This is a genomic window from Chloroflexota bacterium (assembly GCA_009840625.1).
GTDB lineage: Bacteria > Chloroflexota > UBA11872 > UBA11872 > VXNJ01 > VXNJ01.
In genome coordinates this window covers 1-13,914 of record VXNJ01000008.1, presented here as the reverse complement: position 1 = coordinate 13,914, position 13,914 = coordinate 1, and the positions used below count along the sequence as shown (strand labels likewise).

Below are 13,914 nucleotides of genomic sequence, written 5' to 3'. Positions count from 1 at the left end.
CCCCGAAATGCTTTCCCGCGCCAGGCTGTGGATCGCCGGTTTGAGCCTGGGCCAGTGGTTGATCGGGTTATTTGGCGCGGCGGTCGTAGTGGGCCTCCTGGTAACCCTCGGCGTGGCTCTCGGCGAACAGTCGCGCTCGCAACCCGGGGTCAACACGCTGGCGCGAAACAGCGCAATCGATCCGCGGCCGGCACCGGATTTTTCACTCTCCGACCTTGACGGCAATACGGTGTCGATGTCGGAACTGCGGGGGCGGGTCGTCGTGCTGAATTTCTTCGCCTCTTGGTGTGTCCCCTGCAAGCTCGAGGCGCCGGTCCTGGAGGACTACTGGGAGGCTTCCGATCCCGCACGGGTGGCGGTCCTGGGCATTGGGCTCTGGGACCAGCACGATGATGCCGTCGAATTCGCAGAAACCTACGGTGTCAGTTTTCCGCTGGCCTTGGACCACGACGGCGCCGTCGGCGTCGACTACGGGGTCGCCGGTATCCCGGAGACGCTGGTGGTCGACCATCTGGGCGTCCTGCGGGCCCGCTGGGTCGGCCCGCTCTCCTCGGGGTCGCTCGACGAACTGACCCGGGATCTGCTGCGGGAGAGCGGTGGCTGAAGTCCCGGCGGCGCTCGCCGGGTTGATTTTGCTGGTCCGGTTGCTGCACGTCCTGGCGGCGGCGTTCTGGGTCGGCGGCGGCCTGCTATTCCTTTATCTGGTTGCGCCGCGGACCGGCACGGTCGGTTCCGAGCTGACCGCCCAGCTCGGCCGGGCGATGTCGCATTCGGTGTCGGTTTTTCTGCTTACCGGCGCGGTCCTGGTTTTCATCCGGATCGCCGACCCGAATGCCACGGGAGCCTACCTGGTCCTGCTGGCGCTGAAGCTGGCCCTGGCGTTCCTGGCGTTCCTGCTGGTATGGCGGGGTGGCGCGGGATTGCCGCCGCGGCTGCGCGCGTGGCCGGAATCCGGACCCCGGTTCATTCGCGGGCGGGTCGGCCTGGCCGCCTGGATCGGCCTGGTGGCGTATCCGGTATCGCTGCTGATGCAGCAGTTGATCGAAAGCGGGTGAAGATCTTTGCGGTGGCGCCCCGTGACCGGCCCGCACAAATGACGATCCAAGTTTCAAATGGTCCGTCGCACTTGGACTCCGATCGATAAACATAAGAGAATTTGCCGCCCTAGTTCCGCCGGCGAGCATGTAGACCTGATGCAATCATCGGCACCTCTGGCACCGGCCAGGCGCAAGATCACGCCTACGCTGGCCATCGCGATCGCGTGCATCGTCCTGGCGGTGGCCTACCTCGCCTATTCGGCGGCCCAATCGGCGGCCGTTTACTACCTGACGATCGACGAGCTGGTCGGCCAATCCGACGATCTCGCCGGCCGTGCGGTCAGGGTGCAGGGGAGGATTGCCGACGGTTCAATCCGCCAGGACGACACGCGGCTCTGGATCAAGTTCGAGCTCACCGACGGCGTGCAGGGATTTCCGGTCAGCTATCAGGGAACTCCGCCCGACCTGCTCGGTTACTCGGACGAGCAGAAATACCAGGAGGTCGTGGTTGAGGGCCGCTGGCAGGACGGCCGGCTGGAGGCCAGCAACCTGCTGGTGCAGCACGGACCGGAGTTCAAGGCCGTCGACGAACTAGGCGCGGCGGGGGCCAACCCATAATCGCCGACCCGCCAACTCCGGAATCCGGGCTGGCGGTGCGCGGACTCTCGCGCCGCTACGGCCGGACCATCGCCCTGGACCGATTGGACCTTGACGTTGCCCCGGGGGAAGTATGCCTGCTGCTGGGGGCCAACGGAGCCGGTAAATCGACCCTGCTGCGCGTTCTGGAAGGCATCATCCGCCCCGATTCCGGCCACGCCAGCTACGGCGGCCAGCAGATCGGGACCGGTCCCTGGCAGCGGCGCCGGCGGACCGCCGGGACCGGCCATCGCGGTCGGGCCTACCCGCTGGCCACGGTTCGCGAGAACCTGGATTTCGTCCGCTCGCTGAATCCGGGTTCGGCCCCGACCGCGGCGGCCCTGCTGGACCGGTTCGACCTGGAAACGGTGGCCGGGCGCCAGGCCGCCGCGCTTTCCGCCGGCCAGCGCAAACGGCTGGAGCTGGCCATGGCCGTGGCGCGCCCGTCCGAGCTCCTGCTCCTGGACGAACCGTTCGCAGGGCTGGATGCGGCCAGTGCCGGCGCCCTTAAGGCCTTTCTCGAAGAATTGCCTGATGGGATCACCGTAATCCTGACCACCCACGACCCGGAGGAAGTCTGGGCGCTGGCCGACCGGGTGGTCGTGCTGCGCGAGGGCCGCCTGGTATCGGATTGCCCGGTCGAGGCGACCAATCCTTCCCGGGCGCTGGCCCAGATCGCCGCCGGCCAACCGCAGGAGCCGGGCTCCCAAGCCCGGTCGCTGGGCTCCGGCGCTCCGGCGATCGGGCGCTGGCGGGACCTGTTGGCGCTTGCGCGGATGGAACTTTCCCAGGCCTGGCGATCGCGCCGCGACATCGGCGCATTGCTGGCGTTCGCAGTCCTGATCATGTTGACGGTCAGCCTGGCCCTGCAAACTCCGCTTGCCGATTCGACCGACGCCGCGGTCGGCGGATTCTGGGCTTCGATGGTGTTTGCGACCGTGACTGGAGCCCAGTTCGGCTTCCCCCAGCTTCGTCAATCCGGCTCGCTCGAGCTGCTGCTGGCGCTTCCCATTGCGCGTCCGGCGGTGCTGGTAACACAAGCCCTGACCCAGTTGATTCGGCTCCTGCCGACCGCTCTGGTTGGATTGGCGGCCGCGAGTTTCTTCTTCGAGGTCAACTTGCTGACCCCGGCGATGATCTTGCTGGCTGGCGCCGGGGCGCTGGCGCTGTCGGCCGTCGCGGCCGCCTACGGCGCATTGCTGGCAATGGTTGGCGCCCGGGCCGTCCTGGGGCCATTGCTCATGCTGCCGGCGACCCTCCCGGTGGTGTTGGCCGGAGTCCTTTCGGCGCCGATCGCAATCGGCCAGACTAATGTTTTGCAGACGCTTCAGGCAGTTGGTTTGGGGCTTGCCTACGCGGCCCTGATCGGCGCAGTTTCAATCCTGGGGATAGAGGAGATCCTGGTTGAGTAGCAAGACCGCCCCGCCAACGCCCTTCATTGCGCTCGCCGCGCTGGCGTCGCTCGCCGCGCTCGCCGCGATATTTTTTTACGCGCCCCGCGAGGCGGTGCAGGGCGAAGTCCAGCGAGTCCTCTATATCCACGTCGGCACGGCCCTGGCCGCCTACATTTCTTTTCTGGTCACCGCCGCCGCCAGCGTCGCGGTGCTTGCCGGCCGCGGCGACGCCGCCGATCGGCTGGCCCGTTCGGCCGCCATCGTCGGAGTCGTGTTCACGACCGTCGTACTGGCGACCGGAGCGATCTGGGGTCGGGCGGTATGGGGGGTTTGGTGGACCTGGGATGCCAGGCTCACGACCACGCTGGTGCTCTGGTTCGTCCAGGCCGGGTACCTGCTGTTGCGCGGCTGGATAGATGAGCCGCGCCGCCGCGGCCGCCTGGCCGCCTACATCGGAATACTGGGCGCAGTCATCGTCCCGATCAACTACATGTCGGCCTACTGGTGGCGCACCCTTCACCCACAACCTTCGGTAATCGCGCCGGATTCGCCGGGCCTGCCACCGGCGATGTCGCACACCCTAATTGCGGCGGCAATCGCGGTGCTATTGGTCTGGGGAGTGATGCTGTGGTGGCAGTTGGCGATCGAAAAGGCCGCCGATCGCCTCGAGGGCTTGGCCTGACATGCCGGCCTGGGACTCGAATCTGCTGATGCTTGCGATCGCCTACCTGACTTTTTTGCTGGGGCTGGCCGGCTGGGCGGTCTACGCCAGGGGCCGATTGCGGGCGATTTCATCCGATCTCGAACGTCGCGCCGAGGAAGGCTCCGACCGACCCGGCGGGAAAGTCTGACGGCGGGCCGGCGCCGCCCGGGTTGATGCCGGTTCCCGCAATCTCGCCAATGGAACGTACTTGGATCTAGCCGCCCTCGGTCGACTCTCGCTGCTGCTGGCCCTGGCACTGACCTGTTACGGGGTGGGTGGGTCCGGATTCGCAGTCTGGATGCGCGATGATCGACTGGCCCGCTCAGCTCGCGGCGCGCTCGTCGGGGCCGGGTTGTCCACGACCCTGGCCATGGCGATTCTGGCGGCCGGGTTCATCACGTCGGATTTTTCGATCTCGACGGTGGCCGAGAACTCCGCGCTGGGCATGCCGCCCGGCCTGACGTTCGCCGCGATCTGGGGCGGCCAGGCCGGCTCACTGCTGCTGTGGGCCTGGTTGACCTCGCTGCATGCCGGCATCGCGGTACCGCTCATCTGGCGCCGGCGACCCGCATTCGGGCCCTATGTCGCCCTGGTCGTGGGGGCGGTGCTGCTCTTTTTCCTGGCCGTGCTCGCGTTCGAGAGTTCGCCGTTTGAACGCCTGGTCCCGGCCCCGGCCGACGGACGGGGGCTGAACCCTCTGCTCTGGGACCTGGCGATGCAGATTCACCCGCCGTTGCTTACCGCCGGTTATGTGAGTTTCGTGACCCCGTTTGCAATCGCGATCGCGGCCCTGGCCACCGGCCAGGTCGGTTCGGCGTGGCTGGCCCTGAACCGGCCGTGGATGCTCCTGGCCTGGTCGCTGCAGGCGGCCGGGTTGATCCTGGGCGCATGGTGGGCCTACCGCGTCTTGGGTTGGGGAGGATTCTGGGGCTGGGATCCGGTGGAAAACGTGGCCCTGATACCCTGGCTGCTGGCGACCGCGTACCTGCACTCGGCCATGGTCCAGGAGCGGCGCGGGATGCTCAAGACCTGGAACATAGCCCTCTGCCTGCTCTGCTACGTTTTGGCGATCTTTGGCACTTTCATAGTCCGGTCCGGAGTCCTCACCTCGGTGCACTCATTCGCCCAGTCGCTGATCGGTCCCTACTTTTTCGTCTGGTTCGGGATACTGCTCACGGTCGCGGTGCTGCTGATCCTCTACCGGGCCCCGCTGCTGGCCAGCTCGCGCCGCTTTGAATCGGTCGGTTCGCGCGAATCCGGTTTTCTACTCAATAACCTGTTACTGGCATCGCTGGCCGCGACCACGTTCTGGGGCACTATTTTCCCGCTGATTTCCGAGCTCCTGACCGGGCGCCAAGTCGCCGTCGGAGCGCCCTATTACGGCCAGGTGAACGCGCCGCTGCTGGTCGGCCTGCTGGCCCTGGCCGGGGTGGGGCCGCTGCTGGCCTGGCGGCGGACGACGGGGCGGGCGTTCATCCGGCGTCTGGCACCGGCCCTGCTGGCCGGAGCGCTGGTGAGCGCGGCCTTTTTGCTGGCGGGGGTTTCGCAGGCGCTGCTTCTGGTAGCAGTAGGCGCCTGCGCGTTTACGGCGGCGGCGGTGGCGGTCGAATTCTCCGGCCCCCTGCGGCGCGGTCCAAAGGCGGCCTGGCGGCGATTCGCGGCCGATCGGCGGCGCTGGGGCGGTTACGTGGTGCACCTGGGCGTGGTGCTGGTGGCGGTCGGGGCGGTGGGCGCCAGCGGGTTCGGCTCCGAGCGGGCCGTAACCCTGGGCCTGAACGAATCGGCCAGCGTGGGCGATTACCGGATAACCTACCGCGGGGTGGACTCGTTCGTGCGCAGCGGCGTCACCTACGTCGACGCCCGGTTCGATGTTTCCGTGGCAGACCAGGTCGACGAATTGGTGGCCGGACGGCGGGTGCACCGCGGCTGGGAGAGCCAGCCGGTATCCGACGTCGGGATTCGCACCAGCTTCCCGCAGTTGAGCGACATCTACGTGGTGCTTTCGGGATGGGGTGATGGGTTCGAGCAAGTCAGCCTGCGGGTGCTGGTTAATCCCGCGATCGGTTGGATGTGGGTGGGCGGACTGATCTTCTTCCTGGGGGTTTTGATCGTTTTCTGGCCGGGCGCGGTTCCGCGCCTGACGGCGGCGGACCGGGGGTCCGTCGGCAAAACTCTGGCCTGGCAGGCATGGCACGGCGCCTGACGGCAGCGCTGCTGCTTGCCGGGCTGCTGCTGGCTCTCACCGGCCAGGGCGCCGCCGAAGAGGACCTGCTGCAGGAACAGACCTGGGCGATTGCCGGCAAACTGGCCTGCCCGGTTTGCGCGGGCCAGAGCGTGAAGGATTCCGGCGCCGAGCTTGCGGTTCAGATGCGGGCCGCGATCGCCGAGCAGCTGCGGCGCGGCCGCAGTGAGGCCGAGGTGATCGAATTCATGGTCGAACGCTACGGCGAGGAAATCCTGCTCGATCCGCCCAAATCGGGGACCCAGCTATGGGTATGGATCGGTCCGGTGGCCATCGTGGCTGCCGGCCTGGCGATCGCCGCCAGCCGATTCGAGTTCTTCCGTCCGGGTCGGCGTCGGCAGCCCGATTGACCATATATTTCGCCGCCCTGCTGGGGCTGACCGCCCTGGTTGCGTTCGGGATCGCGCTTGAGCCGCTGCTCGGATCGCCGGCCGGCGCACCGCCAACGCTGGGCCCGGAAGGGCTAAAAGAGCTCAACCGGCCGCAAGGGCCGGGGCCGCGCCGGCCGCGACGACGGGCGCGGGTAAACCGGGGCCAGTTGCTGGGCCTGACCGGGTCGCTCGCATTCGTCGGTTTCGCGGTGCTGCTGGCGGCGGCGGCGCTGCGGACCGACGCGCCGGTCCGAGCCGATCCGGTGGCCCGGCTCGAATCGTCTCCGACCGCCGACCTCTTCGTGACCGCCGACGGGCAGTCCCTGGCGGTTGGCACCGTCGATGGAACCTGGTTGACGTCGCCGCTTGCGCCCGACCCCCGCCTCACCCAGATCGACTCCCAGCCGATCGCGGCCGGGGCGACGGCCGGAATCCTGGCGGCCGACGGCAGCCGCTGGATCGACTCGCAGCGCGAATCCCTGCCGCTGCCGGAGGCGATCACGGTCATCGGCTCCTCGCGCAGCGGAATCCGCATTGCGGCGGCCGATGCGGCGGGGCGGTTGTTCCTTTCCGATGACGGCGGGTCGAGCTGGCGCGAAGGGCGGGCCGGATCGCCGGATGGCCTGCAGGCGCTTTCCCTCAGCGACTCCGACCCCCGGATCTGGGCGGCCACCTCGATTCAGGGGGTCCTGGTTGGCGATGGCGATTCCGGCTGGGGCGGAGCCAACGGATTCGTCAACGGGGCCCTGCCGACAGCGCGAATTTTCGACATCGACTACGACCCCGACAGCGGCGACAGCACCGCCGGCGCGGCCGGCAGCGTATTTGTAGGGGCGCTGTACGCGGCTACCGATCAGGGCCTCTACCGATCCCTGGACGGCGGAGCCGCCTGGGCTCCGCTGCCGGGCGGAATCGCGGCGCGGGCGGTGTTTGGCGACGGCCGGCACCACGGGGTCGTTTGGGTGGTCGATGTGTCCGGCAACCTCTATCGCAGCGGCGACGGGGGACGAAATTGGGCTTGATCCGGCGCCGTCGGGCCTGGGCAATCCTGGGACTCATCTGGCTGCTGCTGATGCCGGGCGAGGCGCTCGCCCAGGATGGCGGGTCCATAACGATAGTGGTGGAAAACGGAACCGCCGGTGCCGCCGTCCCCGGCGGATTAGAGGTGGAATTACTCGGATTCCAGAGCGAAGTTCTGGCCGGGAACTGGCGCGACCTGGAGCGCGACGGCCGGGGACGGTCGGTCGCCCGCGGGCTCAGCACCGATCCCTCCTGGATCTACGTCGCCACGACCACCCACAACGGGCTCACCTTCGCTTCCCAGCCGGTCAGTCTGGCCGAGCGGCCCAATCTCCAGGCCCGGTTGTTGATCTTCGAGCCGGCCATATCCGACCCGGGAGCTTTGTTGACCGATTACTCGCTGGTCCTGGCCCGCGAAGCCGACGGCGCGCGGATCCGCTCCGTCCACACGGTCACGTATCAGCTGCCCGGCGACCGCGCGCTGGCGATCGAACCGCACAGTCCCTTGCTCCGGTTCCCGCTGCCACCGGCGACGACCGCGGTCGCTGCCCTGGCCGGGCCGGCTTCGTGGGAAGTGGGCCCCGGCGGCGGGGAACTGCTGGGCGCCGCTACCCTGCCGCCCGGGGAATCCACGTTTTCCTTCGAGTACCAATTTCCATGGGAACGGGGCGGACAGCACTTGGACGTGCGCATGCCGGCGCCCGCGGCCGTTTTCAGGGTCTGGGGGGTCGAGAGCCAGGTTCGCATAACGGCCCCGCAATTGGTCCAGCAGCCGGGGCTGCAGATGAACGAACGCGCGCGACTGGCCATCTACGAGGGCACCGGCTTTGCCTCCGGGGAATCGGTAGCGCTGCGGATTAGCGATCCCGGATACGGGTTCGGCGACCGGCTCGGCAGCGCGCTGGAAGCGCGGCTGGCGGCACTTGCTGCGGTTATTGCGGGAACGGCACTGGCGGTATTCGCCGTTACCGCCCGGACCCGGAATCGCCGCCGACGCCTGGTTGAGGCCCGGGAAATGCTGGGCCGCGCCGGTCAAGACCCGGTGGATCGCGACGCCGCCGAAGGCCTGGCCGCGCTGCTCGCCGACGACCCCGATCTGGCCCGGCGCCTGCGGCCGGGACCCGGCTCCTAACGCAGAATTCAAGCTAGGCTGGCGCGTCCCCACCCGCCGCCGAATCTACCCCCGGGAGCTAGGGATCGCGAATGATCAACGTGACCATCTGGAACGAATTCCGCCACGAGCGGGCAAGCAAGAAGATCGCCGCCATCTACCCCGACGGAATCCACGGCGCGATCGCGGCCGGACTGCCAAAAGACAACTCGATGAACATCCGGACGGCCACCCTGGACGAGCCCGAACACGGGCTGACCGAAGAATTGCTGGATGCCACCGACGTGCTGGTCTGGTGGGGGCACATGGCCCACGGTGAAGTCGACGACGAAATCGTCGACCGCGTTCACGAGCGGATCATGCAGGGTATGGGGTTGGTGGTACTGCATTCGGGCCACCTTTCCAAGATCTTCAAGAAGCTCATGGGAACCTCCTGCTGGCTCAAATGGCGCGAGGCCGACGAGCGGGAGCGAATCTGGGTCGTGGACCCGGCGCACCCGATCGCGGCCGGCTTGGGCGAGTACTTCGAACTGGAAAAGTCCGAGATGTACGGCGAGCACTTCGACATTCCGGCGCCGGACGAGCTGGTGTTCGTCAGCTGGTTCCAGGGCGGCGAGGTGTTCCGCTCGGGGTGCGTATTTCACCGCGGCGCGGGCAAGATCTTCTATTTCCGGCCCGGGCACGAGACGCTTCCCATTTACCACGACCAGAACGTCCTGCACGTGATTGCCAACGGCATCGCTTACGTGGCGGCGCCGCGCGGCAAGGTTCCCACCTACGGCAACGCGCTGCCGATCGAGGAGCTGGCCTGGTACGAAGGTCCGGATTTCTCCGAGCATCCCGACGAGGTGGTGGCGCGCGGTCGCGCCTGAGCTGAGCCGCCATCCCGGGAGCCCGACGGCCTTCGGGGGCGGATTTGCCGGTGCGGGGGACGGCGCGGTGCCCCGAATCCGGCTCTGGAATTGCTATGGTGGCGGGCGCACCCGGCCGATTCACTCGGGAAAAGGCTAGAATAGCCATATGCTTATAGCCAGAGCGTACTTATGAAAATAGCCAGTGTGACCCAGGCGAAGAACGGGTTGAGTGCTCTCCTGCAGGAGATCGAACGCGGCGAATCGGTTCTCATAACCTCCCGCGGCAGGCCGATTGCGACCCTGGCGCCGTACGACCCGGAAGGCCTCGGCGACGAAGCGCTTTTGGCCGAAATGGTGGCCCGCGGAGTAGTGCGGCCACGGCGCAAGAAACTCGATGTTGACCGGTTCCTCGCCCGCGAGCGCCCCAAGATGCCGCCGGGAATGACCGGAAACGACCTTATCGGCTGGGTCCGCGGGTCGCGCCGTTGAGGTACTGGGACTCGTCGGCGTTGGTGCCGTTGCTCGTGGACGAACCATCAAGCGGCGCCCGGCGATCGCTCCTGGAATCCGATCCGGTCATCGTCACCTGGTGGGGAACTCCTCTCGAATGCGAAGCGGCGTTGGCCCGGCTGGGCAGGCAGCCCGGGTACGGTCCGGCATCATCGCAGGCCGCACGCAGCGCTCTGTCCGAACTTGCCGGGGATTGGTTCGAGGTTTCGCCCGGCAATCAGGTCCGATCCAGGGCGTCACGCTTGCTGCGGGTGCATCCGCTGCGGGCAGCGGCCGCCTTGCAGTTGGCGGCAGCGCTGGTCGCGGTTCGCGAACATTCGTCCGCGATTGAATTTGTCTGCAACGACGAGCGCCTGGCCGAAGCCGCCCGCCTGGAGGGATTCGCCACCGTCTGAAGGGCGGGGGCCGGTATTGACAGCCGTCCGATTAAGTGGCGTCCCCGCCCGCCCGGCGGGGCTTTATTGGATCAGCAGAGCCCGATTTCGTGCTGGGAGAGTTGCTCCAACCCGTCGGCGGTTACCAGGTAGTTGTGCTCGATGCGGCAGCCTTGGAACGGGTCGCCGAAGACATGCGGCTCGAACGTGATCACGTCACCTTCGGTAATCGTCTCGGAATTGCCGGTGCGAAAGTCGGGCGCTTCCGGATGCTCGAGTCCGAGCGAATGGCCGGCGTGCCCTTGCATCTGCTTCCAGGCCGGATCGTATTCGGCGATCGCGTCGGTCTGGATCCGGTAGAAGTCGTCACCGCTCACCCCTGGGCGGCCGGCTTCGGCGCAGGCGTTTAGCCCCGCAATCGCCGCCTCCATCGCTTTCTCCTGCAGCGCGGTCGGCCTCCCGCCCGCATTCAGGGTGTTGGTGATGTCGCAGCGGTAGCCCTTCATGTAGGGGTAAATGTCGAGCAGCAGATTGTCACCCGGTTCGATGATCCGCCCGGTCGGGCCCAATCCGGTGCGCATGGGCGGTCCGGAACGGAAGTCGCACATCATCACCAGCGGCTGTTCGGCTTCCTTGGTGGCTTCGGCCACGACCTCGGCGTACAGGTCCACCTCGGAGATTCCGGCCCGGATTCGTTCGCGGGCGGCCCGGTGAAAACGCTCGCCGACCTTGATCGCGGCGCGGATGATCGCCAGTTCGTCATCGTCTTTGCGCCGCCGCATCCGGGTTATGAGGGGTTCGACGTCGACCACGACCGCGTCTTCGTCGGCAGCCGCGCGCGGCAGGTGGGCGGGTTCGGCGCCAAGGCGCCCGATGCCGCGGCGTCCAAGTTCGGCCGCGACCGCGCGGGCGGCCGCGATGGTGCGCGGCACCAGCGGGTCGAAAGCGGCCCATCCACCGGTGATCACCTCAATGCCGTTCTCGGCCATCAGGGCGAGTCCGGGACGGTTGGGACCGAACCCATCGATTACCAGCGACGCGCCGCCGTCGGCGTCGATCAGCAAGTACTGCGGGGCGCGATTGTTGATGTTGTTGGGGTCGTGCAGGAATCCGGTCAGGTAGTACACGTGTTCGGGCCGCGACACCAGCAGGGCGTCGACTCCGGCGTGCGCGGAAGAGACCTGCTTCCGGAGGGTTTCGCGGCGTGCGCGGCAGGCATCGGGGCAGAGGCTGGGTATCACTTGGCGACCCTTCCCAGGTAGTGCGGACTGGCTCCGTAGAAAATCTCGGCTGCTTCCATTACCGACTCCGAGGTGGTCGGGTGGGGATGGATCGCGTGGGCGACTTCGGACGCGACCGCGCCCATTTCCATGGCGATGACCTGGGCGGCTATCAACTCGCCGGCGCCGACACCGACCACTCCGGCCCCAAGCACCCGCTCGTCGACCGGGTCGATGATGAGCTTGCTCATCCCCTCGTTGCGCCCCATCGCGGTTGCCCGGCCCAGGGCGGCCCAGGGGAAGCGAACGATGCGGATCTCACGCCCTTCGGCGCGCGCCTGCGTCTCGGTGAGACCGCACCAGGCGATCTCGGGGTCGGTGAACACCACCGCCGGGATCGCGACATGATCGAACTGGGCCGGTTCGCCGTTCATCGCCTCGATTGCGACCCTGGCCTCGGCGGTCGCCTTGTGCGCCAGCATGGAGCCGCCAACGACGTCCCCCACCGCAAATATCGACGCATTGCTGGTGCGCTGCTGTCCGTCGACGCGGACGAATCCCCGCTTGTCGGTGCTCACATCTACCGAGTCCAGGCCCAGGTCGGCGCTGTTGGGTTTTCGCCCCACCGCAACCAGCACCTGGTCGAACCAGGCCGGGGCCACGTCGGCGTCTTCGCCCCGGAACTCGCAGCGGATTCCGCCGGGAAAAGCGCCCGCCCGTTCGACCCTGGTCCGCAGCCAGATGTTCTCGAACTCGTCCTTGAGACGCCGCTGCAGGGGGCGCACCAGGTCGCGATCGGCGCCCGGCAGAAGACCCGCGGTCATCTCGACCACGCTCACGCTGGTGCCAAGGGCCGCGTAGACGGATCCGAGCTCGAGTCCGATGTAGCCCCCGCCAACCACCAACAGGTTCTTGGGCGGCCCGCTGATATCCAGCGCCGAGGTCGAATCCAGGACCCGCGGGTCGTCGGGGAACATCGGAAGCTGCAACGGGCTTGAGCCGGTGGCAATCACGGCGCGGTCGAATTCGACCAACTGGCTGTCGGGACCCTCGACCGCCAGGCGCCCGGGCCCGTCGAACCGCGCCCGCCCGCAGACCACGTTTACCTTTTGCTGGCGCGCCAGCATGGCGATGCCGCCCGACATGCGGTCGATGACCTTGTCCTTCCAACCCAGCAATCCGTCGACCGAAATCCGGGGTTCTCCGAATTCGATTCCGAATTGCTTGGCGCCCTCGGCGGCGGCCATGATGTCGGCCGCGTGCAGCAGCGTTTTCGAAGGGATGCAGCCGCAGCGCAGGCAGACCCCTCCGAGCGCCGGGTTCTCGTCGATCAAGGTCACCTGGTGGCCGCCCCGCGCGGCGGCGAACGCGGCCGGGTATCCACCCGGTCCGCCGCCGATGACGGCGACTCTCAATGCCTGCTGGTCGGTTGCCAAATCAGCCTCCCGGTCGCTTGCTACAGGTTGCCGGTCAGATGAGCCCGGGCGCGGCTAAACCGCGCGTTAAGGCGGACAGGAACCTGGCCCCGTCGGCGCCGTCGACGGCGCGGTGATCGATTGAAAGCGAAAGCGGCAGCGTGAGACGCGGCTCGAAGCTCTCCCCGTTCCAGACGGGTCGCGACTCTGATGCACCCACGCCCAGGATCGCAACTTCGGGTGGGTTGATGATCGGGGTGAATTCGCCGACACCGAGCGTGCCGAGATTCGTGATCGTGAAGCTGGCGCCGCTGAGTTCGTCCGGGGAGGCTTTGCCCGCCCGGGCGCGTTCGGCAAGGTCGGTTAGTTCGGCCGCCAGGTCGTCCAGTGATTTCGAATCGGCATCGCGGATCACCGGCACTACCAGGCCGCGCTCCGTGTCGACTGCGATTCCGATGTTGTAGTAGCGCTTCAGCACCAATTTGCCGGCGCCGGCGTCAAAGCTGGCGTTGATGACCGGCTCGGCTTTCAGCGCGGCCACGACCTGCTGAACCAGGACTGCGGTGATGCTGGCGCGCCGGCCGCTTGCCCGCAGGGCCTGCCGCTGCCGGTCAAGCTCGTCGATCTCGGCTTGGGCGTGCAGGGTGACGTGGGGAATCTGGTTCCAGGAATTGCCCAGGTTGCGGGCGATGGTCCGCCGCAGGCGCGATAGATCGACCTCCTCGGTCGCGCCGAATTGGGAGAAGTCCGGCAGCGGAACGGGAGCGGCCGGCGCCCCCTCCGGGCGACTGCGGGCGAAGGCCTTCACGTCGTCGGAAGAGATTCGTCCGGCGGGACCGCTGCCGGGGACCTGGTAGATGTCGACCCCGATCTCGCGCGCCAGGGCCCGCACGCTGGGCGAGGCGAACACCGGTCCCTGGCCGGGGCGCGACGGTGGAGGAGCGGCGGCCGGGCGCGGCGCGGCGCGCGGGGCCGAGCCGTAGCCGGCACCTGCGGGGCCGGCGCTGTCAAATATACACATCACCGA

At 67.6% G+C, this 13,914-nt stretch carries 15 protein-coding genes; 12 read left to right on the top strand and 3 right to left on the bottom strand.

Annotation, left to right across the window (positions count from 1 at the left end; all coding sequences use genetic code 11):
- Positions 1-7 precede the first annotated feature (7 nt).
- The 12 genes from F4X41_05485 (at position 8) to F4X41_05430 (ending at position 10,273) form a co-directional block, all read left to right on the top strand.
- A complete protein-coding gene (locus F4X41_05485) occupies positions 8-604 on the top strand; it encodes a redoxin domain-containing protein (protein MYB16471.1) in 597 nt (198 codons plus the stop codon).
- Positions 597-1,055, top strand: a complete 459-nt coding sequence (locus tag F4X41_05480; protein ID MYB16470.1) for a hypothetical protein — start codon at positions 597-599, stop codon at positions 1,053-1,055. Before F4X41_05485 ends, F4X41_05480 begins: the two co-directional genes overlap by 8 nt.
- 57 nt (positions 1,056-1,112) lie before the next feature.
- Positions 1,113-1,655, top strand: coding sequence for a cytochrome c maturation protein CcmE (locus F4X41_05475; GenBank protein MYB16469.1), 543 nt, complete (start codon positions 1,113-1,115; stop codon positions 1,653-1,655).
- A gap of 35 nt (positions 1,656-1,690) precedes the next feature.
- Positions 1,691-3,085: an ATP-binding cassette domain-containing protein gene (locus tag F4X41_05470; GenBank protein MYB16468.1), complete on the top strand. Its 1,395-nt coding sequence runs from the start codon at positions 1,691-1,693 to the stop codon at positions 3,083-3,085.
- Positions 3,078-3,749, top strand: coding sequence for a cytochrome C assembly protein (locus F4X41_05465; protein MYB16467.1), 672 nt, complete (start codon positions 3,078-3,080; stop codon positions 3,747-3,749). The genes F4X41_05470 and F4X41_05465 overlap by 8 nt, the downstream gene beginning before the upstream one ends.
- A 229-nt stretch (positions 3,750-3,978) precedes the next feature.
- The gene (locus F4X41_05460) at positions 3,979-5,973 is read left to right on the top strand and encodes a heme lyase CcmF/NrfE family subunit (GenBank protein ID MYB16466.1); all 1,995 of its coding nucleotides are present in this window, start codon (positions 3,979-3,981) and stop codon (positions 5,971-5,973) included.
- Positions 5,958-6,362 carry a cytochrome c-type biogenesis protein CcmH gene (locus F4X41_05455; GenBank protein MYB16465.1) on the top strand — a complete coding sequence of 135 codons (405 nt, stop codon included), beginning with the start codon at positions 5,958-5,960 and terminating at the stop codon, positions 6,360-6,362. Before F4X41_05460 ends, F4X41_05455 begins: the two co-directional genes overlap by 16 nt.
- Positions 6,359-7,405: a hypothetical protein gene (locus F4X41_05450; protein MYB16464.1), complete on the top strand. Its 1,047-nt coding sequence runs from the start codon at positions 6,359-6,361 to the stop codon at positions 7,403-7,405. The genes F4X41_05455 and F4X41_05450 overlap by 4 nt, the downstream gene beginning before the upstream one ends.
- The gene (locus F4X41_05445) at positions 7,402-8,535 is read left to right on the top strand and encodes a hypothetical protein (protein MYB16463.1); all 1,134 of its coding nucleotides are present in this window, start codon (positions 7,402-7,404) and stop codon (positions 8,533-8,535) included. Before F4X41_05450 ends, F4X41_05445 begins: the two co-directional genes overlap by 4 nt.
- A gap of 71 nt (positions 8,536-8,606) precedes the next feature.
- Positions 8,607-9,386, top strand: a complete 780-nt coding sequence (locus tag F4X41_05440; protein ID MYB16462.1) for a trehalose utilization protein ThuA — start codon at positions 8,607-8,609, stop codon at positions 9,384-9,386.
- Between the two features lie 171 nt (positions 9,387-9,557).
- The gene (locus F4X41_05435; GenBank protein ID MYB16461.1) at positions 9,558-9,857 is read left to right on the top strand and encodes a type II toxin-antitoxin system prevent-host-death family antitoxin; all 300 of its coding nucleotides are present in this window, start codon (positions 9,558-9,560) and stop codon (positions 9,855-9,857) included.
- A complete protein-coding gene (locus tag F4X41_05430; protein MYB16460.1) occupies positions 9,854-10,273 on the top strand; it encodes a type II toxin-antitoxin system VapC family toxin in 420 nt (139 codons plus the stop codon). The genes F4X41_05435 and F4X41_05430 overlap by 4 nt, the downstream gene beginning before the upstream one ends.
- A 71-nt stretch (positions 10,274-10,344) precedes the next feature.
- Here the strand turns inward: F4X41_05430 and F4X41_05425 are convergent, their stop codons facing one another.
- The 3 genes from F4X41_05425 to F4X41_05415 form a co-directional block, all read right to left on the bottom strand.
- Positions 10,345-11,493 carry an aminopeptidase P family protein gene (locus tag F4X41_05425; protein ID MYB16459.1) on the bottom strand — a complete coding sequence of 383 codons (1,149 nt, stop codon included), beginning with the start codon at positions 11,491-11,493 and terminating at the stop codon, positions 10,345-10,347.
- Positions 11,490-12,908, bottom strand: coding sequence for a dihydrolipoyl dehydrogenase (gene lpdA, locus F4X41_05420; GenBank protein ID MYB16458.1), 1,419 nt, complete (start codon positions 12,906-12,908; stop codon positions 11,490-11,492). The genes F4X41_05425 and lpdA overlap by 4 nt, the downstream gene beginning before the upstream one ends.
- Before the next feature lie 34 nt (positions 12,909-12,942).
- On the bottom strand, positions 12,943-13,914 hold a 972-nt coding region (locus F4X41_05415), incomplete at its 5' end, for a 2-oxo acid dehydrogenase subunit E2 (protein ID MYB16457.1).

What these genes read in the sequence shown, in the direction of transcription:
- F4X41_05475 (MYB16469.1), top strand. Translation starts at nt 1,113, where the DNA reads ATGGTCCGTCGCACTTGGACTCCGATCGATAAACATAAGAGAATTTGC.
- F4X41_05485 (MYB16471.1), top strand. Translation starts at nt 8, where the DNA reads ATGCTTTCCCGCGCCAGGCTGTGGATCGCCGGTTTGAGCCTGGGCCAG.
- F4X41_05455 (MYB16465.1), top strand. Translation starts at nt 5,958, where the DNA reads ATGGCACGGCGCCTGACGGCAGCGCTGCTGCTTGCCGGGCTGCTGCTG.
- F4X41_05440 (MYB16462.1), top strand. Translation starts at nt 8,607, where the DNA reads ATGATCAACGTGACCATCTGGAACGAATTCCGCCACGAGCGGGCAAGC.
- F4X41_05435 (MYB16461.1), top strand. Translation starts at nt 9,558, where the DNA reads ATGAAAATAGCCAGTGTGACCCAGGCGAAGAACGGGTTGAGTGCTCTC.